We start from the raw sequence: 21,800 nt of genomic DNA, 5'->3' as shown, positions 1-21,800 counted from the left end.
TAAAAGGATTGGCAGTCTGCCAGCGATCCTTGGGGAGCACTAGGGATATGCGGTGTTTGTGGGTTTGGTGTCTGACTTGCGGCCCAGCCCTCACCCTAGCCCTCTCCCGGAGGGAGAGGGAACTGATCGCATAGATTCCCAGAGTTTCCACAGCCTGAAAGACTGGGTCGACTCCGGATTCAGCACTGCACATTCAGGTCGGTGCAAATACCAGTCATCCCCGAATCGGTCCCCTCTCCCTCTGGGCGGTCCGACGTTTCGGGAGGGTTAGGGTGAGGGCCGGTTCGCGAGTCGAACCCATCCCGTCGAATCCACCTCATTTCTTCTTCAGGCAATCACTCATGAACGCCTTGCGCGCATCACCGGTCAGCGCCTTGGTCTTGGCGTCGGCATTGCAGGTCTTCATCTTTTCCTGCTGCGGGGTCAGGGTCTTGGCGTCATTGGCCGCCGGCGCTGCCTTCAGGCAAGTACTCATGAAGGTCTTGCGCTCGTCGCCCTTGAGGCTCTTGGCCGTGGCGTCGGCGTTGCAGGTGGTCATCTTGTTCTGTTGCGCCGTGGCGGCGAAACCCTGGGAGCACAGCAGCAGACCGATCATCAACAAAGGGACACGCAGCATCTTCATGGAGTTTTCTCCTTGTCGCCGCATCGATGGATACGGCCTCCGGCTGAGTGTAGTCAAAGCTTGTTACACCTTCCTGCTCTCCAGGTGACTGCGCCGGTACTGTTCCGGCGTACACCCGGCCTGACGGGCGAACATGGCGATGAACGCCGAGCCGCTGCTGTAACCGAGATCGAAGGCGATTTCCTGCACGCTGCGCGAACTCTCCAAGGCCTCGATGGCGGCGAGATAGCGCAAGCGCTGACGCCACTCGCCGAAACTCATCCCCAGCTCCCGCACGAATTGCCGGGCCAGAGTGCGCTCGCTGACATGCACCTGCGCCGCCCAGTGCGCCAGCGGCTCGTTGTTGCCGGGCTCGGCCTGCAGGGTTTCGAGGATGGTCAGCAAACCGGGGCTGCTGGCATAGGGCAGATAACACTGATGAACCGGCGCCTGGCGCAATTGATCCACCAGCACCTGGGCCAGGCGCTGGTCGGCGTCGAACGCGGGGATCTTCACATCCCGGGCGGCGAAGTCCTTGAGGATCGCCTTGAGAATATCGCTGATCGCCAGCGTGCAAGCCTGCGCCGGCAAATCCGCGCAGACCTCGGGCGCCAGACACACCGCCCGATAATTCACCGGCTGATGACTGTAGAAACTGTGCTCAACCTGCGGCGGCACCCACACCGCGTATTGCGGCGGCGACATGAAGCGGCTGCCGTCGACATCCATGTGCAGCACGCCGTGGGCTGCGTATTCCAGCGTGCCCCACGGGTGGCGGTGCGGTGCGGCGTATTCGTGGGCGTTGAAGTCGGCATAGCGGAAATACACCGCCGACGGCAGTTCGCTGAAATCCAGCAGATCGATGTGTTTACTGTTCATGCTGTCCGGAATCAGAGGCAGGTTGTCCGGTTCGCAGTATAGGCCTGCATCCAGACAGGGGATAATCACCGTTCATCAACGTACTGGTTTCTCCTCCCATGCAATACGCGTTTCCCCTGCTGGCGATTTTCATCTGGGCCGGCAACACCGTGATCAACAAGCTGGCCGTCGGTGCGATCTTTCCCGCCGAAATCGGCTTCTACCGCTGGCTGCTCGCCGGGCTGCTGTTCACCCCGTTCATGCTCAAAAAGGTGATTGCACACTGGCCGCAGATCCGCCCGAACCTGGGCAAGATCTTCATCCTCGGCGTGCTGGGCATGGCGGTCTATCAGAGCCTGGCCTACTTCGCGGCGACCATGACCAGCGCCACCAACATGGGCATCATCCTGTCGCTGATGCCGTTGATGTCGCTGGCCATGGCAATCATCAGCCTCGGCCAGCGCCTGACCGCCGGCGCGCTGGTCGGTGCGGTGCTGTCATTCGCCGGGGTGCTGGTGGTGGTGTCGTCCGGCAGCCTCGGCGCGCTGCTGCAACACGGGGTGAATCTGGGTGACGCGATGATGCTGATCGCCACCCTCGCCTATGCGATCTACAGCACCCTGCTGAAAAAATGGCAGCTGCGCCTGCCGCCGCTGGTGTTGCTGTACTTGCAGGTGCTGGTGGCGGTGGTGGTGCTGTTCCCGCTGTACGCCATGTCGCCGAAAACCGGCCTGACCCTGCAGAACATCCCGCTGGTGCTGTACGCGTGCCTGCTGGCCTCGATGCTTGCGCCACTGGCGTGGATGCAGGCCGTGCAGCGCCTGGGCCCGAGCCGGACCACGCTGTTCTTCAACCTGTTGCCGTTGATCACCGCGCTGATAGCAGCGGTGGTGCTGAAGGAACAACTGGCGATGTATCACCTGGTCGGTGGCTTGCTGACGCTGGGCGGGGTGATTCTTTCCGAGCGCTGGACCACCGTCCTCGGTCGCTCCCGCACTCCAAGCGCCGCCTAGACCCCGGCGGCTTTCAACCGCGCCGCATGCTCGACAAACAGCCGCACCGGGTCCGCCCCTTTGCCGACCAGTCCCAGTGACTGGTTGACGATGTCGAAGTGATCCATCGGGTAGTCATCGCCGATGACCGTGCCCAGGTGCGAGCTGAAGCGCCCGACCATGCCGTCGCACTGCCCCGGCTCGCGCACGAAGGTTTTGGCGAACAACCGACAGCTGCGGTTGGTGCCGTCGAACAGGTTGCCGCCACGGTCGGTCTTGCCCGGCTGCAAGGTGCCGGACCACGAGTAATAGCGCACGCCGTTGACCTCTTCCGGCCCGTGCCCGCCCCACGTTTCCGGCAAGCCCTGTGGATAACGCTGGTTGAACAGCGCCACGCCTTCGGTGGTCAGGGAGTTGTGCGACGCGTGGATATCCACCGGCAGTTTTGGCCCGTGGTAACCGGTTTCCAGCAGCGCCATCAGCCAGCCGACAAAACGCAACAGCGCCTCGAGGATGCGGCCCCGGGCGCTGTCCGCCGGATAGTGCTTCGCCAGATAGTCGGCCAGCTCCGAACCGTGATTGGGCCCGGCCACCGAGGTCACCGAGGCCACCAGATCCGGGCGTTTGGCTGCCGCATAACGCGCCGTCAACGAGCCCTGGCTATGGCCGAACAGATTGACCTTCGCTGCACCAGTCTCGCGCAGGATTTCATCGATCCGCGCCAGCAGCTGCTCGCCGCGCACCTCGGTGGAATTGAGCGGCGACACCTGCACCGCAATCACCGTCGCCCCACCCCGGCGCAACGCTTTGATGATCCCGTACCAGTACGGATACAGCACCAGACGGATGAAACCGAGCATTCCCGGCACCAGCACCAGTGGATAACGTGTGGCCGATTCCTGCGACATGGGCAGACATCCCTGTGGTCGGTGGGAGGATGCATGACGTGCAAAACGCCCGCCAAGCATCCTCCTCGATGATGACAACTCCACGACCAGCCTACTTCAGCCCCACCACCCCCGCCACAATCAGCCCTACCGACAACAATTTCACCAGCGTCAGGCTCTCGCCCAGCAGCGCGAAACCGAGAAACACCGTGCCGAGCGAACCGATGGCGGTCCAGACCGGGTAGGCGATGCTCACCGGCAGCTCGCGCATGGCCAGGGTCAGGAAATAAATCCCGCCCACCGCCGCGACCACGGTAATCAGCGACGGCCACAGCCGGGTGAAACCCTCGGCGTACTTCATGCCCATGGCGAAGGTGACTTCGAATCCGGCCGCGATCAGCAGAAACAGCCAGGCCACCTAGAACTCCCGGGCCAGGTCGAGCAAGCGCTGCTCGGCCTCGGCCACCGACACCGCAAAGGTGCGTTCGGCGGATTCTTCGCCCTCGGCCGCGACCACCGTGACGTCGTTGATGCCGATGAACCCCAGCGCCGTGCGCAGCCACGGGTCGGCGTGGTTCAACGCCTCCAGCTCGCCGCCCGGGCCAAAACCGAAACCGCCACGACTGGTGACGATCAGCGCTTTCTTGCCGCGCAACAGCGGCGTGTACTGGGCCACGCCATTGTCCAGGGTGTGGTCGAACGTCAGGCCCAACCGCACGATCTGATCGACCCAGGCCTTGAGGCCGCTGGGCACGTTGAAGTTGTACATCGGCGTGGAAATCAGCAGCAGGTCGTGATCGAACAGCTCTCCCACCAGTTGATCGCTAAGGGCCAGATCGGCCTGCATCGACAGCGGCCGTGCTTCGGGTTCCGGGTAAAACGCCGCCGCGACAAACGCTTCATTCACCGCCGGAATCAACGCCCGCCCGACTTCGCGACGGGTGACCTGAGCCTGCGGATGACGGACTTGCCAGGCACTGAGAAAACTTTCCGCCAGACGCCGCGAATGGGAACGCTCACCGCGTGGGCTGGCATGGATCGCAAGAATCTTGCTCATCTGAAACTCCTTGGGGCTAGACTTGAGTGGCTGTGTGGCGCCAGATTGCAGGCATCACTTCTTCACCTCAAATGAGCAAAAATCAGTCTGGATGAATTTATTTCATCCGTGGAGTTTTCCATGTTCGCCTCACTGCCATTGACCGCCCTGCGCGCCTTTGAATCCGCTTCGCGCCTGTTGAGCTTCAAGGCGGCCGCCGAAGAACTGGCGGTGACGCCGACGGCGATTTCCCATCAGATCCGCTCGCTGGAGGACTGGCTCGGCGTGGCGCTGTTCGAACGCCTGCCGCGTCAGGTGCGCCTGACCGAGGGCGGTGAGCGGCTGTTCCGCAGCCTGCACGGCGCGCTATTGGAAGTGGCACAAAGCGTCGACACCCTGCGCCCGCAACGCAGCGGCAGCAGCCTGACGCTATCGACCACCGCCGCGTTCGCCGCCCTGTGGCTGGTGCCGCGACTGGGGCGGTTTTATACGAAACACCCGAACATCAATGTGCGTCTGGACACCCACTGCGAAGTGATCGATCTGCATCAGGACGCCAGCGTCGATCTGGTGTTGCGCTACAGCCTCGACGATTACCCGAACCTCTACGGGTTGTGCCTGTTCGATGAATCGTTCGGCGTGTACGGCTCGCCGGAGCAGGTGGCGCTGGCCGCCCGTCGCACACCGGCGCTGATCAGCGTGCACTGGCATAACTCGAAGCTGTATGCCCATGGCTGGGAAGCGTGGTGCGGCAAGTCGGGTGAAAACTGGATAAACCAGCATCCGGTGATCCGGGAATACGACGAAGAACACTACGCCCTGCAAGCGGCCATCGCCGGGCAAGGGCTGGTGCTGGCAAGCAATATTCTGGTGTCGGAGAGCGTCGCCAGCGGTTTGCTGGTGCCGTACAAGGGAGAGGTCCAGGTCGATGGCGCGGGCTACAGCGCACTGTGCGTCCCGGGTCGCGAACGTCATCCGCCGGTGCGGGCGTTCTTTGCCTGGTTGCAGGAAGAAGCGCAGTTGTCCGGACTGTCGCCGAGATTGCCGAAAAATACATAAAACTTTTTGCAGCGCGCATCACTCACAACCTGGGTAGCGATCACGTCGGCAGAACGTGGCGCCAATCGGATTAGCCTCCAGGAGACTGAAATGAGTGACCTGCATTTGTCTGATGTTCAAACCCTGCGCGAGCGCGCACGACAACACGTGGAAAACGGCGCGGTGACCGAAAGCTACAGCGCCAATCGAGAAGAAGTGCTGCGCCTGCTCAATGAATCGCTGGCCACCGAACTGGTCTGCGTATTGCGCTACAAGCGCCACTACTTCATGGCCAACGGCTTGAAGGCCAATGTCGCCGCCGATGAATTTCTCGAGCACGCCACTCAGGAAGCGGCTCACGCCGACCGCCTCGCCGAGCGCATCGTGCAACTGGGCGGCGAGCCCGAGTTCAACCCGGATCTGCTGTCGAAGATGTCCCACGCGCAATACGTGGCGGGCAAAACCCTGAAGGAAATGGTCTACGAAGACCTGGTGGCCGAACGGATCGCCATCGACAGCTATCGCGAGATCATTCAGTACATCGGTGAAAAGGATCCGACTACCCGGCGGATCTTCGAAGACATCCTGGCTCAGGAAGAAGAGCATGCCGATGACATGGCGGACATCCTGAAAGACCTCTGATATCTCCAGATCCAATCGCGGGCAAGCCCGCTCCCACAGGTTTTCACTGAACCTGTGGGAGCGGGCTTGCCCGCGATAGCTTTCTGATAAACGCTAGAGAATCATTTAGTGGGTTTGACGGTCACGGGTGCCTTGCCCGCCTTCATCTGCTCCAGCAACGGCGCACACTGGTTCGGCTCGCCACCGCTCGGCGCCACCAGCGCCAGCAGCCCCGCCGCCGGTGCTGCGATCACGCCCAGCGCCACCATGCCGGCACCGCGCAGCATCAACGGCACCGCTTTGACCCCGGCGTCCGGCTTGATGAACTTGCCGCGCACGTACAGCGGCGAGCGCAGGGAGATCAGACGCCAGCCCTTGGATTCCGGCGTCACGGTCAGGTCCAGTTGCTCGGTGGCCATGTTCGCCGTGCCGTCGATGTAGATGATCGCGTTCTCGGTATCGAACACGAACAGCCGCGTGGTCGCCAGGCCGGTCTTGATGTCGAAGTCCGCCGCCGCGCAATTGATCTTCACTTCCTTGTCGCCAAAGACCTTGCCGACCACGTAGTTGCCGACGTTGAGTCCCGCCAGTTCCATCAACTCACGGCTGATTGCGCCGTCGTTGATCAACATCTTCAGGTTGCCGTTGGCGCCGCCCAGCAGCTTGGCCACCGAGTTGCCGCGACCGCTGATGTCGGCATCGCCGTTGAGCTCGCCGAAACTGGTCTTCATCGGTTCGAAGGTCGGAAACAGCTGCTTGAGTTTGAACTTGCGCGCGGTCAGTTTCGCCCGGCCTTCCAGCGGTTCGGTGCGGCCATTGAGGCGGATCTGCGCATCAAGGTTGCCACCGGCCACGCCGAAGCGCAGCGGCTCCAGGCTCAGTTCGCCGTCGTTGAGCTTGAGGTGGGTATAGAGGTCGGTGAACGGCAGCTTCTCACTGTGGACGATGCGTTTGCCGGTGAATTCGACGTCGGCGTCCATCGCCCGCCAACGGTCTGTCTTGAACTCCTCTACCGGCAGCACCTTGTCCGCCGGTTGCTTGCTCTCACCGCCACGGGCCTTTTGCTTGTCGTTGGAATCCGCGCCAATCAGCGGCGCGAGGTCGGCAAACAGCAGTTGATTGGACAGCAACGCCCCGCTGAGTTTGGGCCGTGGCTGGCTGGCAACGTAGGCCAGGTCGCCGTGAATGTCGCTGCCGCCGATCTTGCCGTTGAACTGCTCGTAGCGGAACTGCGCGCCGTCCGGCTCATGCAGCTTGGCGATCAGATGACCGTCGGTGGAATACGGCGGCGTATCCGGCAGGGTCACGCCGGTCAGCGGATAGAGATTGCCAAGGCTGGCGCCCGCCAGTTTCAGGCGCAGGTCGAGGGCGCCGAGGTTGAGCGGATCGGTCAGGGTGCCGGCGAGTTCGATGCTGGTGTCGCCGATTTTCGCCTGGGCCTGCAACGGGAACGGTTTGGCTGCATCCTGCAGGGCCAGCAGGCCGCCGACCTTGCCTTGTCCGGTGAGTTTCTGACCGTGGTACTGGCCGGTGACTTTTAGTGCAAAAGCGTAATCCTGCGGTGCGCCGCCCTTTTCCAGCGCGGTTTTCGCCGCTTTGTCGCCGACGATCTCGCTGAAGGGAATCGGTTTGCCCAGGGGATCGATCAGCAGATCGAGGTTGGTCTTGAGGGTCTGGTCATCCAGGGTGACATGGCCCTTGTCGAAACCGATGGCGCCGATATCCACCACCCAGTTCGACGGTTCGGCGTTCGGGTCCTTGGGATCGAATTTGAACGTCCAGTTGGCGCGACCATCGGCCAGGCGCTGCAATTGCGCGTTGGGTTCGGTCAGGTCGATGCGCGGGATCGTCACCCGTTGCGCCAGCAAGGCCAGCGGCGAAATGCGCAACTCGACCTTTTTGAGGGTGACCATCTGCGGCTGCTTCGACCAGTCCGGGTTACCCAGGGTCAGGTCTTCGGCCACCACATGCGGCCACGGCACCCAGGCGCGCCAGCCGCCCTCGTCCGGCTCGCGCTGCCAGACCACGGCGAGGTTGCCGTTGATGGCGAACGCTCGGTGCAGTTCTTCCGAGACTTTGGCGTTGAGCGGCGGTTTGATCCGGTTCCAGTCGAAGAACACGATGATCAGGACCAGCACCGCCAGCAACAGCACGAGGGTGGCGAAGGTCCAGGCGAAGATTTTACGGGTGCGCGTCATGCACAAAGCTCCTGAAAACGACTGCGGATCGACGCCGCTGATACAACGGGCCTTGCAAGGCCCTCATGAAGTCTACGACTGACAAACCGCCCGCAGGTTTAATCGAAAGCCCCATCGGGGCCAAAAAACGGTGGCCATTCTGACCGATCGGTCGAATCGGCGTTACCGGCCCCGCACTTTTGCGGGGCGCAAGTGGGTGGAAAATACCCACCGCAGTGCAAAACCGCCCGCCTGAAACGCCCGAGTTAGAGCCTCCCAAGCGAACAATCAATTCTGTTGATTATTACCATTGTGTTTATGAACTTTTATATCGACTTATCGAGAGTAGCATTGGCTTCGTACCCACTTTATCGCCCTCCCAAGGAGCAACCCATCATGAAACGCCAACTTCTGTTCAGTCTTACCCTCTCGATGCTGGCCAGCACCGCTTTCGCTCTGCCAGCTGCCGACCAGGCTACCCCGCAAGTGAAATCGAGCCACTCGGTGTTCAGCCAGACTGTTGCCGCTGACGGTTCGGACCGCACTCCACAAGGCCAGACCCTGGCTGAAAACGGTCGTAACCGCCTGGAAGAAAAAGGTCTGGTTCAAGATGGCTATGACAAAACCCCTCAAGGTCAAACCTTAGCCGAAGGTGGCCGTGATCGTCTGGAAGAGAAAGGTCTGGTCCAGGACGGTTACGACAAGACTCCACAAGGTCAGACCCTGGCTTCCGATGGCTACGACAAGACCCCACAAGGTCAGACCCTGGCCTCCGATGGCTACGACAAGACCCCACAAGGTCAGACCCTGGCCTCCGATGGCTACGATAAAACCCCACAAGGTCAAACCCTGGCCGAAGGTGGTGGTGACCGCGTGATCGAACGCAACAGCGCTTTGAGCTAAGCCCGTGGCGGCCTGGAAAAAAAGCCCAATCCCCGGATTGGGCTTTTGACTTTTCAGAGCCCGGCATAAAGAAGTCGAGATTTCCCTGCTCCCTCTCCCCCGCTGCCGTTCGACGCCGACAAAGCCGATTTGCTAGAGTGCGGCGCTTGTCTTGCCTAAGAACACACCCTTGCGATGCTGCCCCGCGCCGAACAGAAACAACAGACCCGCAACGCCCTGATGGACGCTGCCCGCCACTTGATGGAAAGCGGCCGAGGATTCGGCAGCCTGAGCCTGCGTGAAGTGACGAAAACCGCCGGCATCGTGCCCACCGGTTTCTACCGGCATTTCGCCGACATGGACGAACTCGGTCTGGTACTGGTCAGCGAAGTCGGCCAGACCTTCCGCGAAACCATCCGCCTGGTGCGCCACAACGAATTCGTCATGGGCGGGATCATCGATGCCTCGGTGCGGATCTTCCTCGACGTGGTCAGTGCCAACCGTTCGCAGTTTCTGTTCCTGGCCCGCGAGCAGTACGGTGGATCGCTGCCGGTGCGTCAGGCGATTGGCCGTTTGCGGGAGGACATCAGTTCCGACCTGGCAGCGGACCTGGCCTTGATGCCCAAACTCCAGCACCTCAATCGCGAGGGACTGAGCGTGATGGCCGACCTGATCGTCAAATCGGTGTTCGCCACCCTGCCGGACATCATCGACCCGCCAGCCGAAGCCCTGCCCGAACATCTGACGCCCCAGGCGAAGATCACCCAGCAGTTGCGCTTCATCTTCATCGGGTTGAAGCACTGGCAAGGGCTCGGCAGTACCGAGTGAGTCAGCAAAAAATCGCAGCCAAAGCTGCGATTTTTTTGCGCCGCAAATTGGTGCATGTAAAAAACTTCATGCACCAAAACACCTCACAATCCTGCAACATCTTGAAACATCCGCTAGTCTCCGACAGGGTTTTCCTACGTCTCGTCCGATTGGCAAGCCCCTTGCTCTAGCCTGAGCATTGTTCTTAGCAGGAAGCTTTCCGATGCTGGTGATTCATCGCAGAATCGACCCCCAACCCGTCTGGGCCGCCGAGTTGCACCTGACTTTCGAAGCCAGGAGCAAAAGCCGTCTGCGCTGTTTCAGTGCCGACGGCGAAGACGTCGGACTGTTTCTGGAGCGCGGCCAGCCGCCGCTGCATGACGGCGAATGCCTGCAGGCTGAAGATGGCCGGATCGTCCGGGTCTGCGCCCGCCCCGAACAACTGCTGCACGTCACCTGCGCCAATGCCTTCGAACTGACCCGCGCGGCCTATCACCTGGGCAATCGCCATGTGGCGCTGCAAGTCGGTGACGGCTGGTTGCGCCTGCTCGACGATTACGTACTCAAAGCCATGCTTGAGCAACTCGGTGCGCAGGTCGAATCCATCGAAGCCCCGTTCCAGCCGGAACACGGCGCCTACGGTGGCGGCCATCACCATTCGCGGCACGGTGAAGAAGATTTCAACTACGCGCCGAAACTGCATCAGTTCGGCGTCCGTTTGTGAACCCGGCCTGGGCGCTGCTGCGCCTGGCCAGTCCGCAACTGCCGATTGGCGGCTACAGCTATTCCCAGGGTCTGGAGATGGCTGTGGATAACGGTCGAGTGAATAACCCGGACAGCGCCCGGCGCTGGATCAGCGATCAATTGCTGCTCAATCTCGCACGATTCGAAGCGCCGCTGCTGCTCGCCCATTGCCAGGCGGCGGCGGACGAACACTGGGATGATTTGCGCAAGCTCTGCGAAAGCCACCGCGCCAGCCGCGAAACCCGCGAGCTGCATCTGGAGAGCCGGCAGATGGGCTACTCGTTGCAGCAATTGCTCAACGGCTTGCCCGAACTCGATCAGGCCGCGCGGGACTTTCTCGACCACTGCACCGAACCGCACCTGGCCCTGTGCTGGGCACTGGCGGCCCGCGCCTGGCAAATCAGCCCGCAGGACGCCCTCGCCGCCTGGCTGTGGAGCTGGCTGGAAAACCAGCTCGCGGTCTTGATGAAAACCCTGCCGCTGGGCCAGCAAGCCGCCCAGCGCCTGACCAGCGAACTGCTGCCGCTGTTGCAACAGGCCCAGCAGGACGCCACCCGAATCAATCCCGAACACCTCGGCAGCGCCGCGTTCGGTCTGTCCCTGGCGTGCATGGCCCATGAGCGCCAGTACAGCCGCCTGTTCCGTTCCTAGGGCCTTTCAGTCTGGAGAATCACATGAACACACAACCCCTGCGCGTCGGCATCGGCGGCCCGGTCGGTTCCGGCAAAACCGCGTTGACCCTGGCCCTGTGCCTGGCGCTGCGCGAGCGCTACAACCTGGCCGTGGTCACCAACGACATCTACACCCGCGAAGACGCCGACTTCCTGGTGCGCAACGAAGCCCTGGCACCGGAACGCATCATCGGCGTGGAAACCGGCGGCTGCCCGCACACGGCAATCCGCGAAGACGCGTCGATCAACCTCGAAGCGGTGGATCAACTGAACCGGCGCTTTCCGGGGCTGGACCTGATTCTGGTGGAGTCCGGTGGCGACAACCTTTCCGCGACCTTCAGCCCGGAACTGTCCGACCTGACTATCTATGTGATCGACGTTTCGGCCGGCGACAAGTTGCCGCGCAAGGGCGGGCCCGGTATCTGCAAATCCGACCTGCTGGTGATCAACAAGATCGACCTCGCACCGCTGGTCGGCGCCTCGCTGGAGATGATGAACAGCGACACCCAACGCATGCGCAACGGCAAGCCGTTCGTATTCAGCAACCAGAAAACCGGTCAGGGCCTGGAAGACATCATCGCCTTCATCGAACGCCAGGGCCTGCTGACTGCAGCCTGATTCACAGATCAACAAGGAAGCTTCTCCATGACACTCAAACGCATTCTCGGCGCCGTCGCACTCCTGCTGACACCGGCACTGGCCTTCGCCCACCCCGGCCACGGCGACTCTGGTCTGGTGGCTGGTATCAGTCACCCGATCGGCGGCCTCGACCATTTGCTGGCGATGGTGGCCGTCGGTTTGTGGGCGGCGCAGCAGCAAGGCGCGGCACGTTGGGCGCTGCCGTGCACGTTTGTCGGCACCATGCTGATCGGCGGCCTGCTCGGTTTTGAAGGGCTGGAGCTGCCGGCGCTGGAAAGCGGGATTGCCGCTTCGGTACTGGCGCTGGGCCTGGCGGTGGCGCTGGCGGTGCGTCCACCACTGGTGATGGCGGTGGCGGCGACGGCGCTGTTTGCACTGTTCCATGGCGTGGCCCATGGCCTGGAGCTGCCGGACATGTCGAGCCCGTGGGCGTATGCCGCCGGTTTCGTGGTCGCGACAGCTGCGTTGCACGCGGCGGGTTATGCGGTCGTGCGTTTTCTGCCTCAGGCTGCCGCGCCGCTGGTGCGACTGGCCGGAGCGGCTTCGGCGGTAACTGGGGCATGGTTGCTGGCCGGCTGATTTCTATCGCTTGAACTGGCCTCTTCGCGAGCAAGCCCGCTCCCACAGTTGTTCTGTGTTGTTCACAAGTATTGTGTTCGGCGTGACCATTGTGGGAGCGGGCTTGGTCCGGGCGGCGATCCGACGAAAGCGGACTGACAGACACCGCGTCTCTAAGGCCGGTCTCTCTGCTACCATGTCGCGCAATCGCCCCTGCCGTGACGACGTCCGCCCATGCCCCACGCTTCCCGCTCCGCCTCCCTGCCTGAATTGACCACCCTGTTCGGTGAAGTGCAACAGCACTTTCTGGACGTGATCGTGCCCCTCTGGCAAGGACCGGGCTGGAACGCCGACATGGCGTTGCCTTACGAGGCGCTCGACGCCGCGCATCAGCCGCTGCCACCGCAGCGCTATCGGGCCATGGCCTGCGCACGGCAGCTGTATCTGTTTTCCAGCCTGATCGGGGTTGTGGATAACGCTGAAGTCCGCGCGGCTGCGCTGTTTCGCTCCCTGCAACGGCACTTCCACGATGCCGAGCATGGCGGCTGGTTCTACAGCATCGATCCCCAGGGCAAACCGCTGGATCAGCGCAAGGATCTCTACACCCACGCCTTCATCCTGTTCGCCTGCGCCCACTATTGGGACAAGTCCCGCGAACCGTTGGTGGAATCGACTCTGAACGCTGCGCTGGAAGTCATCGGCCGGCGCTTCGCCACCGGTGACGGCCTCTACGAAGCCTGCCTCGACCGCGACTGGATCACCCTGGAAACCGGCCCGCTGCAAAATCCGCTGATGCACTTGGCCGAAGCCTTTCTGGCCACGTTGGCCGTGCGTGAAGATGCGCCGGTCAAGCAAGCGCTGAGCGAGTTATGCACAGCCATGCACAAGCACTTCGTCGATCCTCAGGCCGGTGTGCTGATGGAGAAACCGCTGGGGGCTGTGGATAACTGGTATGAGCCGGGCCATCAGTTCGAGTGGTATTTCCTGCTGGAGTCTTCGCCCCTGCTGCGCAGTTCGAAACTGCATGCCGCGCTGGACCGGGCCTTTGCCTTCACCGAGCAGTACGGCGTGGTGCAATCGTCCGGTGCCGTGCGGGCCATGCTCGATCTGAAGATGGACGGTCGCCCGAAAGATTCGACCCAGCGCATCTGGGCCCAGGCCGAGTACCTGCGCGCCCTGACCTTGCGTCCGGGCAGCGAAGCCGCCGTGCTGCGCCAGTTGCAGGCGTTGCAGCAGCGCTTCCTGCATGCCGGTGGCTGGCATGAATGCCGCGACGAACAGGGCGAGGTCAGCCGCAAGGACATGCCGTCGACCACGCCGTATCACTTGGCGACCTGCTATCGCGGCCTCGCCGACTATCTGAGCTGACCGCAGTGGTGAGGGAGCAAACTCCCTCGCCACACAACATCAGGCAATCCACTTCCTGTCGCCGGTGAAGCTGATGGTCAGCCAGCGCGCTGCGTCCGGTTTGCCCAGCTTCGCGGAAATCTCCTCACGCAGCCCATCCAGCTGGCCGACGCTCTGCAAACGGTAATCCGCCGGCAACACCACATGAATCTCGATGAACCGCGCCCGCCCGTGCTTCTGCACGTAGGACACGTAATCGTCGAAACCATGCTCGACCTTCGCCGCCTCCATCACCTCGCGCACCTGCTCATCCAGCGTGTCCGGCGCAATGCCGAGCACGTCCCGCAGCGCCGGGCCGAGGATCTTGAACGCCGGCGGCAGCATGGTCAGGGCCAGCACGATGAGGATCAGCGGGTCGACAAACTTCGCCCATTCGCCATAGCCCTGGGACTTGAGCAGCAATGCCGCGAGGAAACTGATCAACAGGCCCACGGAGAGCATCGCGTCCACCAGCCAGCTGATGTTGTCGAACTGGATCAGGCTCGACTTGAGCTTGCGATTGCGGTGGCGCACGTAGAAGAAGTAGGCGAACTCGACAACGGTAAACACCGCCGCGTAGATGATCACCAGGCCCAGCTCGATTTCACGACCGCCATTGATGATGCCGAACACGCCGTTGAGAAACGCGTAGATCGCAATCAGCAGCAGGAAGCTGCCCTCAATCAGCAGCACCATCGGCTCCAGGTGCCAAAAGCCGAACTGGAAGCGCTGGTTGCTTTGCTTGGCGATCAGCTTCGCGGTGATCAGCATCAGCACTTTGATGAAGGTTGCAATCAGCGAAAAAAAGCCATCGAACAGGATGGACTGGGAACCCGAAACAAAACCGGTGGCGATCCCGGCGATCGACACGGCGAACATCAGAAGGGTCGATTGTTTGAGCAGCGACTGCTCACCTCGGTTACTCACTTTGACTCCTCGAAAAACCTTGAAAACCGCAGGGTGCGGTTGGGTTGTTAAGTGAGGAGTCTACTCCATGCGGGGATTTTGCCTGTTCCGGCCCAATCGTCGGATCGCCGCCCGGAGCAAGCTCGCTCCCACAGTTGATCGCGGTCTAATGTGGGAGCGAGCTTGCTCGCGAATAACCGTTACGCGGTGTTAAGCCTTGTTGCGCTCGATGGCAAAACCCGCCCAGGTCTGGCTGACAGGCATCAGTTCCAGGCTGTTGATGTTGATGTGCGCCGGCGCATTCAGCACCCAGAAGATCGTCTCGGCGATGTCCTGCGGCTGGATCGGCTCGGCACCGGCGTAGGTCGCGTCGTAGCGCGCCTGATCACCGGCGAAACGCACCAGCGAGAACTCGCTCTCGCACAGGCCAGGCTCGATGTTGCTGACCCGCACGCCAGTGCCCTGCAAGTCGCAACGCAAGTTCAGCGAGAACTGTTTGACGAACGCCTTGGTCGCGCCGTAAACGTGGCTGCCCGGGTACGGGTAGTTACCGGCGATGGAACCGAGGTTGACGATCCCGGCACCGCGACCGTGGGCGATCAGACGTGGCAGCAACAGGCGAGTGCTGTACATCAGGCCTTTGACGTTGGTGTCGACCATGGTGTCCCAATCGTCGAGGTCGCACTTCGGTGCAGGATCTACGCCCAGCGCGAGACCTGCGTTGTTGATAAGTCCACGCAGTTTGGCGAAGGATGGCGGCAGATTGGCAATCGCCTCCTCCATTGCCTTGCGATCACGCACGTCCAGCACCAGGCCATGCACTTCGGTCTGCTTCGACAGTTCGGCGCACAGCGCGTTGAGGCGTTCTTCACGACGACCGGTCAGCACCAGTTTCCAGCCAGCCTCGGCAAAACGACGGGCGCAGGCTTCACCAAAACCGGACGTCGCGCCGGTGATAAACAGGGTGTTGGACATCGTGTTCTCCTTGCTTCGGCCACCCGGGGCAGCCATTGGAATAGAAAATCAGCAGGCAGCATGCCCGGCCCGGCATTCACGAGCAACCACCGGCTGGCGTGCATTTCTGCTCATTATTTGATCAATGCTCGCAACGCCTTGAGTGGCGTGGCCTGTAGCCACATGCACGCACGTTATCCACAAGCCCTTCCACAGTTTCCGGGGGCAAGTGGAAAAGCGCAAAGCCGCGCCACACAAGGCTTTGCGCGGCAAAAGCAAAGTTTTTCGCTTGACCCTGATCCGCCGATTGTGCCGGGCAAGGCATTCTGCACGACCGGCCGGTCACTACCGTGATTGCGCAGGGCCAGTAATCACGGCCCTCAGCGCAGTCTTTCCAGAGTTTAATCACAGACTTATCCACAGGCTTGCCCACATGCATTCGCCTGTTTTGCCGTGGCCATAAAAAGGTTGACAAACGGGTCTTCAGCAACCGGGAAAAGCCCTGATCAAAAAACAATCACACGCCTGCAAGCCACGGATTTAAAGGCTATCAGCCAGCTACTCCCATGTTATTCACAGCCGGCTCCACAGCAAACGGGGACAAGTCAAAACTGTGGAAAAACAGCGATTTGCAGCGTCTATATGTCGCGCTTTGGCAGGTTGGGGATTTTGTTTTCCACAATTTCGGGAATGGCGTGGATCGTGATCGATTCTGGATACAAAAAAGCCCCGGGACTGGCGTCTCGGGGCTCTTTATCGCTGTGGAAAACCCGAAAATTCAGTGCCCGCCCAGATAGGCGTTACGCACCTCCTCGTTCACCAGCAATTCCTTGCCGGTGCCCGTCAGGCGGATCTCGCCGTTGACCATCACGTAGGCCCGGTCGGACAGCTTCAACGCATGGTTGGCGTTCTGCTCGACAAGGAAAATGGTCATGCCGGTTTTCGCCAGTTCCCGCAGGGTGGCGAAGATCTGTTTCACCACGATCGGCGCCAGCCCCAGGCTCGGCTCATCGAGCAGCAACAGCTTGGGCCGGCTCATCAGGGCCCGGGCGATAGCGAGCATTTGCTGCTCGCCGCCGGACATGGTCATTGCGCGCTGGGTACGGCGCTCTTCAAGGCGCGGGAACAGCTCGAACATGCGCTGCATGTCTTCCTTGGCGTACTTGTCGCCAATCGGAATGGTGCCCATCAGCAGGTTTTCCTCGACGGTCATGTCGGGGAACACCCGCCGCCCTTCCGGCGACTGCGCAATGCCGTTGGAGGCGATGTAGTGCGATGACTTGTGGGTAATGTCCACGCCTTGATAGAGGATCTGCCCGCCCGCCGCCCGTGGCTGGCCGAAGATCGACATCAGCAGTGTCGACTTGCCGGCACCGTTGGAGCCGATCAGGCTGACGGTTTCCCCTTCGTTGATCTGCAGCGAGACGCCTTTGAGGGCCTGGATCGGGCCGTAGAACACGTCCAGATCCTTGAGTTCGAGGATGGGTTGCGTCATACGACTTCCTCTTCGTCGGCGCCCAGGTAAGCCGCAATCACCTTCGGATCGTGGCGGATATCGTCCGGACCGCCCTCGGCGATGACGATGCCGTGGTCCAGCACCACGATGTGATCGGAAATGCTCATTACCATGCCCATGTCGTGTTCGATCAGCACCACGGTCAGATCATGCTCGTCGCGCAGCAGCCGGATCATCGCGCTCAGCGCTTCGGTTTCCTGAGGGTTGAGGCCGGCGGCCGGTTCGTCGAGGCAGATGATCTGCGGCCGCGTGCACATGGCGCGGGCGATTTCCAGACGGCGTTGCTGACCGTAGGACAGTTCACCGGCCAGACGGTTGGCGCAGTCCACCAGATCCACCACTTCCAGCCAGTAGAACGCGCAGTCCAGTGCATCGCTTTCGGCCTTGCGATAGCCCTTGGTGTTGAGGATGCCGGCCAGCATGTTGCGGTTGACCCACATGTGCTGGGCCACCAGCAGGTTTTCCAGCACCGACATTTCCTTGAACAGACGAATGTTCTGGAACGTCCGGGCCAGGCCTGCGCGGTTCACCAGGTGGGTGCCGCCGAACATCTTGTAATACAGGCGACTGGCGAAGTTTTTCGGCGAGACGAAGTCGGTCGGTTTGAACGACTCGCCCAGCAGCTGGATGACGTTGGTCTGCTGGCCGCGCACGTTGAGTTCGATCTTGCCGCCGGAGGCCTTGTAGAACCCGGTCAGGCAGTTGAACACCGTGGTCTTGCCGGCGCCGTTGGGGCCGATCAGGGCGAAGATCGAGTTGCGTTTGACCTTCAGGCTGACGTCGCTCAAGGCCTTGATGCCGCCGAAGTGCATCATCAGCTTTTCAACAGAGAGTACGACTTCACTCATGGCGCAGTCCTCTCATAGTGAATGGCACCTTTGCGTGGAGTGACCCCGGTACGGCTGATGCGGATCAGTCCGCGAGGTCGCCAGATCATCATCAACACCATCAGGATCCCGAACAGCAGCACGCGGTATTCGGCGAAGCCGCGCAGCAGTTCCGGGGCGACGGTCAGCACGAACGCTGCGATCACCACACCGATGGTCGAGCCCATGCCGCCGAGCACGACGATGGCGAGGATCAATGCCGATTCAAAGAAGGTGAACGAGGTCGGGTTGACGAAGCCTTGATAAGTGGCGAAGAACACGCCCGCCAGACCCGCGGTGGACGCACCGATGGTAAACGCCGAGAGCTTGACCAGCACGTGGTTGAGGCCCATCGAGCGGCAGGCGATTTCGTCTTCGCGCAGGGCTTCCCAGGCGCGGCCGACCGGCATCTTCACCAGACGGTGCTTGATGTACAGCACGGCCAGCACCACCAGGAACAGCACCGCATAGATGAAGTAATACTTCACGTCCGGGTTGTAGGCGATGCCGAAGAACTCGTGGAACGGCACCCCGCCATCCTTCGCCCGCTTGCCGAACTCCAGACCGAAGAAGGTCGGCAGAGGTGCCGGCATGCCGTTCGGGCCGCCGGTCAGGGACAGCCAGTTGTTGAGGATCAGACGGATGATTTCACCGAAGCCCAGCGTCACGATCGCCAGGTAGTCACCGTGCAGGCGCAGCACCGGGAAACCGAGGATGCAACCGGCAAGGCCAGCGGTGATCGCCGCCAGCGGCAACACGGTCCAGAAGCCCAGGCCGAGGTACTGATAACCGAGCGCCAGACCGTAGGCGCCGATGGCGTAGAACGCCACGTAACCAAGGTCGAGCAGGCCGGCCAGACCGACCACGATGTTCAGCCCCAGCCCCAGCAGCACGTAGATCAATCCGAGGATGACCACGCCCAGCAGGTAAGAGTTGGAAACGAATGGCACGATCACGGCCAGCACGATCAGCAGCGGGATGATCCAGCGCAGCCTGGACTTGTGATCGGCGGGCAGCACATGCACGCCGGAACCGGTGCTCTCGAATCCTTCGAGGATTTTCAGGCCCTTGGGGGTTTGCAGGAACAGACTCAAGGCAAACCGGCCAGCCATGACGATGGCGATGATCCACGCCACGCGGGTCGCTTCGAGGTTGAAGCTGTAGCCGTCGAGTACCACGCCGACGATCGGCCCGAACACGATCAGGGCGATCAGACCGGCGAGAATCGCCTCAACCAGGCTTTTTTTGACATCAATGGATTTTGTAGTGGTTGAAGACATCGCTTACACCTTCGACACAAGAGGACGGCCCAGCAGGCCCTGAGGCCGGAAGACCAGAACAAGTACGAGCAGCGAGAAGCTGAACACGTCTTTGTAGTCGGAGTTGACCAGGCCGGAGAACAGCGACTCGGAGATCCCGAGGATGATCCCGCCCAACATGGCGCCAGGCAGCGAGCCGATCCCGCCGAGCACCGCAGCGGTGAACGCCTTGATGCCGATGACGAAGCCTGCGTAGAAGTCGAACGTGCCGTAGTTCATGGTGATCAGCACGCCGGCCAGGGCCGCCATCGCTGCACCGATGATGAACACATAGGAAATCACGCGGTCGGTGTTGATCCCCAGGATCGAAGCCATCTTGCGGTCTTGCTGGGTGGCGCGGCACATGCGGCCGAGCTTGGTGTACTTGATCACGTAGGTCAGCAGGCCCATCCCGACGAACGCCGCGACGAGAATGAAGATCTTGGTGTAGGTCAGCTGGACGAAGCCCGAGCCGACATCGATGCGCCAGGCACCGGTGAGCAGCGTCGGAACACCCTGTTGACGGGCGCCCTGGCTGATCTGGGCATAGTTTTGCAGGATCAGGGAGATACCGATGGCGCTGATCAGCGGAGCCAGTCGGGTGGAGTTGCGCAGTGGTTTGTAGGCGATGCGTTCGATGACCCAGCCATACACCCCCGTGACGACGATGGTGAAGACCAGCGTGCCGAGCATCAGCAGCGGGAAGGATTCGATACCGAAGTAAGCCAGCAGAGCCAGACTGATTGCCGCGAGGTAAGCGGAAATCATGTAAACCTCGCCGTGGGCGAAGTTGATCATGCCGATGATGCCGTAGACCATTGTGTAGCCGATGGCGATCAGGCCATAGACCGACCCGAGGGTCAGGCCGTTGACCAGTTGCTGCAGGAAAATACCATCCATAACGCAATCTCACGCAGTGAGAACCTGCACACCCGGGGGCGCGCGGTTCTTCTAGGAAAAATACAGATTTACGTCGGAGCAGTGTCAGCCACGACCGGACTGCCCCCACAGAAGTTCTGCGGAGGTCAGCCGATCGCGTCAGCCCTTACTTCTGTTTTTCCAGCTGGTGATATTTGCCGGTCGCGTCCCACTGGTAGACCACGTAATCGGAGACTTTCAGGTCGCCCTTGGCGTCCCAGGTCTTCTCGCCCATCACGGTTTTCACAGGGTTGGCTTTCAGCCACTTGGCAGCGTCTTCGCCCTTGTTGGACTTGGCGCCGTTGAAGCCGGCGGCCAGGGCCTGGATCGAGGCGTAGGCGTACAGGGTGTAGCCTTCAGGCTCGGTGCCGGCCTTGCGGAAGGCATCCACGACAGTCTTGCTTTCCGGCAGCAGGCGCGGGTCGGCGCCGAAGGTCATCAGCACGCCGTCAACGTATTGCGGGCCGCCGGCGGTGGTGACCAGTTCGTCGGTCACGATGCCGTCGTCAGACATGAACTTCACGTCTTTCAGGCCTTCGGTACGCAGTTGCTTGACCAGTGGACCGGCTTCCGGGTGCAGGCCGCCGAAGTAGACTACGTCGGCACCGGCCGCGCGGATCTTGGTGACCACGGCGCTGAAGTCTTTCTCGCCACGGGTCAGGCCTTCGTACAGCACCGGCTTCACGCCGCGTTTTTCCAGCTGTGCCTTGGTCGCATCGGCCAGGCCCTGACCGTAGGTGTCCTTGTCGTGCAGCACGGCCACTTTCTTGCCCTTGAGCACGTCGACGATGTAGTCGCCGGCGACAATGCCCTGCTGGTCGTCACGACCGCACATACGGAACATGGCGCTCAGGCCGCGCTCGGTCACCTGCGGGTTGGTGGAACCCGGGGTGATCGCGATGATGCCCGCTTCATCGTAGATCTCGGAAGCAGGAATGGTGGAGGACGAGCAGAAGTGGCCGACCACACCGGCGACTTTCTGGTTGGTGAGGTCCTTGGCGACCGTCACCGCCTGTTTCGGTTCGCAGGCGTCATCGCCTTTGACCAGGACGATTTTCTCCCCGTTGACGCCGCCCGCCGCGTTGACCGCATCGGCCGCCGCTTGTGCCCCCTTCATGTATTGCTCGCCAAATGCCGCGTTGGCGCCCGTCATGGGGCCCGCCACACCGATTTTCACATCAGCTTGTGCAAACGCAGAAACACCCAGCGCAGTAGCCACTGCGAGGGCCAGAAAGCCTTTCTTGTAAAACGTCTGGGACATGAGGTGGTGCTCCAAGGTTTTTTTTAGTTGGCACTGCGACTTCACTGGAATGCTCAGAGCAAGGGCCGTGCCATCGGTTTTTTATTCTTCAAAAAGTCGCTGCTTTCTTGTTATTTCGACTGTTTCGTTCCCATTTTCATTGGGCGTGCAACCGTCTAAACCGCGGAAGGTGAAACCATTTGTT

General features: G+C 61.3%; 23 protein-coding genes. 10 read left to right on the top strand and 13 right to left on the bottom strand.

The window, feature by feature from the left end; all coding sequences use genetic code 11:
- Window positions 1-316: 316 nt before the first annotated feature.
- Together CAG02_RS17250 and CAG02_RS17245 are read right to left on the bottom strand one after the other, a co-directional pair.
- Complete coding sequence (locus CAG02_RS17250; RefSeq protein WP_085711191.1) at window positions 317-622, bottom strand: PsiF family protein; 306 nt, start codon at window positions 620-622, stop codon at window positions 317-319.
- Window positions 623-685: 63 nt separating this feature from the next.
- Window positions 686-1,480, bottom strand: a complete 795-nt coding sequence (locus tag CAG02_RS17245) for a helix-turn-helix transcriptional regulator (protein WP_085711295.1) — start codon at window positions 1,478-1,480, stop codon at window positions 686-688.
- A 98-nt stretch (window positions 1,481-1,578) separates the two neighbouring features.
- On the opposite strand from CAG02_RS17245, the gene CAG02_RS17240 reads away from it, so the two are divergent.
- A complete protein-coding gene (locus CAG02_RS17240) occupies window positions 1,579-2,472 on the top strand; it encodes a DMT family transporter (protein ID WP_085711190.1) in 894 nt (297 codons plus the stop codon).
- Here the strand turns inward: CAG02_RS17240 and CAG02_RS17235 are convergent.
- The 3 genes from CAG02_RS17235 to CAG02_RS17225 form a co-directional block, all read right to left on the bottom strand.
- The gene (locus tag CAG02_RS17235; RefSeq protein ID WP_085711189.1) at window positions 2,469-3,359 is read right to left on the bottom strand and encodes a triacylglycerol lipase; all 891 of its coding nucleotides are present in this window, start codon (window positions 3,357-3,359) and stop codon (window positions 2,469-2,471) included. The genes CAG02_RS17240 and CAG02_RS17235 overlap by 4 nt on opposite strands.
- A 91-nt stretch (window positions 3,360-3,450) precedes the next feature.
- Window positions 3,451-3,756, bottom strand: a complete 306-nt coding sequence (locus CAG02_RS17230) for a multidrug efflux SMR transporter (protein ID WP_085711188.1) — start codon at window positions 3,754-3,756, stop codon at window positions 3,451-3,453.
- The gene (locus tag CAG02_RS17225) at window positions 3,757-4,395 is read right to left on the bottom strand and encodes an FMN-dependent NADH-azoreductase (protein WP_085711187.1); all 639 of its coding nucleotides are present in this window, start codon (window positions 4,393-4,395) and stop codon (window positions 3,757-3,759) included.
- A 108-nt stretch (window positions 4,396-4,503) separates the two neighbouring features.
- Between CAG02_RS17225 and CAG02_RS17220 the strand changes: the two genes are divergently transcribed.
- Window positions 4,504-5,433: a LysR substrate-binding domain-containing protein gene (locus CAG02_RS17220; protein WP_170931611.1), complete on the top strand. Its 930-nt coding sequence runs from the start codon at window positions 4,504-4,506 to the stop codon at window positions 5,431-5,433.
- Window positions 5,434-5,523: 90 nt separating this feature from the next.
- Window positions 5,524-6,054: a bacterioferritin gene (locus tag CAG02_RS17215; protein WP_085711185.1), complete on the top strand. Its 531-nt coding sequence runs from the start codon at window positions 5,524-5,526 to the stop codon at window positions 6,052-6,054.
- A 101-nt stretch (window positions 6,055-6,155) separates the two neighbouring features.
- Here the strand turns inward: CAG02_RS17215 and CAG02_RS17210 are convergent, their stop codons facing one another.
- A complete protein-coding gene (locus tag CAG02_RS17210) occupies window positions 6,156-8,231 on the bottom strand; it encodes an AsmA family protein (RefSeq protein WP_085711184.1) in 2,076 nt (691 codons plus the stop codon).
- Between the two features lie 375 nt (window positions 8,232-8,606).
- On the opposite strand from CAG02_RS17210, the gene CAG02_RS17205 reads away from it, so the two are divergent.
- The 7 genes from CAG02_RS17205 (at window position 8,607) to CAG02_RS17175 (ending at window position 13,879) form a co-directional block, all read left to right on the top strand.
- Entirely contained in the window at window positions 8,607-9,113 is a 507-nt protein-coding gene (locus tag CAG02_RS17205; RefSeq protein WP_085711183.1) for a hypothetical protein, read from the top strand.
- Between the two features lie 174 nt (window positions 9,114-9,287).
- Complete coding sequence (locus CAG02_RS17200; RefSeq protein WP_007950628.1) at window positions 9,288-9,920, top strand: TetR family transcriptional regulator; 633 nt, start codon at window positions 9,288-9,290, stop codon at window positions 9,918-9,920.
- Window positions 9,921-10,122: 202 nt separating this feature from the next.
- On the top strand, window positions 10,123-10,623 hold the full coding sequence (ureE, locus tag CAG02_RS17195) for an urease accessory protein UreE (protein ID WP_085711182.1): 501 nt from the start codon (window positions 10,123-10,125) through the stop codon (window positions 10,621-10,623).
- Window positions 10,620-11,294, top strand: coding sequence for an urease accessory protein UreF (locus CAG02_RS17190; protein WP_085711181.1), 675 nt, complete (start codon window positions 10,620-10,622; stop codon window positions 11,292-11,294). The genes ureE and CAG02_RS17190 overlap by 4 nt, the downstream gene beginning before the upstream one ends.
- A gap of 23 nt (window positions 11,295-11,317) precedes the next feature.
- Window positions 11,318-11,932 (top strand): urease accessory protein UreG, encoded by a 615-nt coding sequence (ureG, locus tag CAG02_RS17185; protein ID WP_007950645.1) that lies wholly within the window; start codon window positions 11,318-11,320, stop codon window positions 11,930-11,932.
- A 27-nt stretch (window positions 11,933-11,959) separates the two neighbouring features.
- Window positions 11,960-12,532, top strand: a complete 573-nt coding sequence (locus CAG02_RS17180; protein WP_064379124.1) for a HupE/UreJ family protein — start codon at window positions 11,960-11,962, stop codon at window positions 12,530-12,532.
- A 213-nt stretch (window positions 12,533-12,745) separates the two neighbouring features.
- Window positions 12,746-13,879, top strand: a complete 1,134-nt coding sequence (locus tag CAG02_RS17175; RefSeq protein ID WP_085711180.1) for an AGE family epimerase/isomerase — start codon at window positions 12,746-12,748, stop codon at window positions 13,877-13,879.
- Window positions 13,880-13,918: 39 nt separating this feature from the next.
- Here CAG02_RS17175 and CAG02_RS17170 read toward each other — a convergent pair whose 3' ends face one another.
- From CAG02_RS17170 to CAG02_RS17135, 7 genes are all read right to left on the bottom strand, one after another.
- The gene (locus CAG02_RS17170) at window positions 13,919-14,824 is read right to left on the bottom strand and encodes a cation diffusion facilitator family transporter (protein ID WP_085711179.1); all 906 of its coding nucleotides are present in this window, start codon (window positions 14,822-14,824) and stop codon (window positions 13,919-13,921) included.
- Window positions 14,825-15,013: 189 nt separating this feature from the next.
- Window positions 15,014-15,778 carry an SDR family oxidoreductase gene (locus tag CAG02_RS17165; protein ID WP_007950653.1) on the bottom strand — a complete coding sequence of 255 codons (765 nt, stop codon included), beginning with the start codon at window positions 15,776-15,778 and terminating at the stop codon, window positions 15,014-15,016.
- A 757-nt stretch (window positions 15,779-16,535) separates the two neighbouring features.
- A complete protein-coding gene (locus CAG02_RS17155) occupies window positions 16,536-17,252 on the bottom strand; it encodes an ABC transporter ATP-binding protein (protein WP_007950655.1) in 717 nt (238 codons plus the stop codon).
- The gene (locus tag CAG02_RS17150) at window positions 17,249-18,121 is read right to left on the bottom strand and encodes an ATP-binding cassette domain-containing protein (protein WP_085711178.1); all 873 of its coding nucleotides are present in this window, start codon (window positions 18,119-18,121) and stop codon (window positions 17,249-17,251) included. The genes CAG02_RS17155 and CAG02_RS17150 overlap by 4 nt, the downstream gene beginning before the upstream one ends.
- The gene (gene livM, locus CAG02_RS17145; RefSeq protein ID WP_085711177.1) at window positions 18,118-19,419 is read right to left on the bottom strand and encodes a high-affinity branched-chain amino acid ABC transporter permease LivM; all 1,302 of its coding nucleotides are present in this window, start codon (window positions 19,417-19,419) and stop codon (window positions 18,118-18,120) included. The genes CAG02_RS17150 and livM overlap by 4 nt, the downstream gene beginning before the upstream one ends.
- Window positions 19,420-19,422: 3 nt before the next feature.
- On the bottom strand, window positions 19,423-20,337 hold the full coding sequence (locus CAG02_RS17140) for a branched-chain amino acid ABC transporter permease (protein ID WP_007950661.1): 915 nt from the start codon (window positions 20,335-20,337) through the stop codon (window positions 19,423-19,425).
- 145 nt (window positions 20,338-20,482) lie between these two features.
- The gene (locus CAG02_RS17135) at window positions 20,483-21,616 is read right to left on the bottom strand and encodes an ABC transporter substrate-binding protein (protein WP_085711176.1); all 1,134 of its coding nucleotides are present in this window, start codon (window positions 21,614-21,616) and stop codon (window positions 20,483-20,485) included.
- Window positions 21,617-21,800: the final 184 nt, after the last annotated feature.

Source organism: Pseudomonas sp. R43(2017), from assembly GCF_002112345.1.
In the GTDB taxonomy this organism is placed as follows: Bacteria; Pseudomonadota; Gammaproteobacteria; order Pseudomonadales; family Pseudomonadaceae; genus Aquipseudomonas; species Aquipseudomonas kribbensis.
The sequence above is the reverse complement of the archived record's forward strand: the minus strand, read 5'-3'. Positions and strand labels throughout refer to the sequence as shown.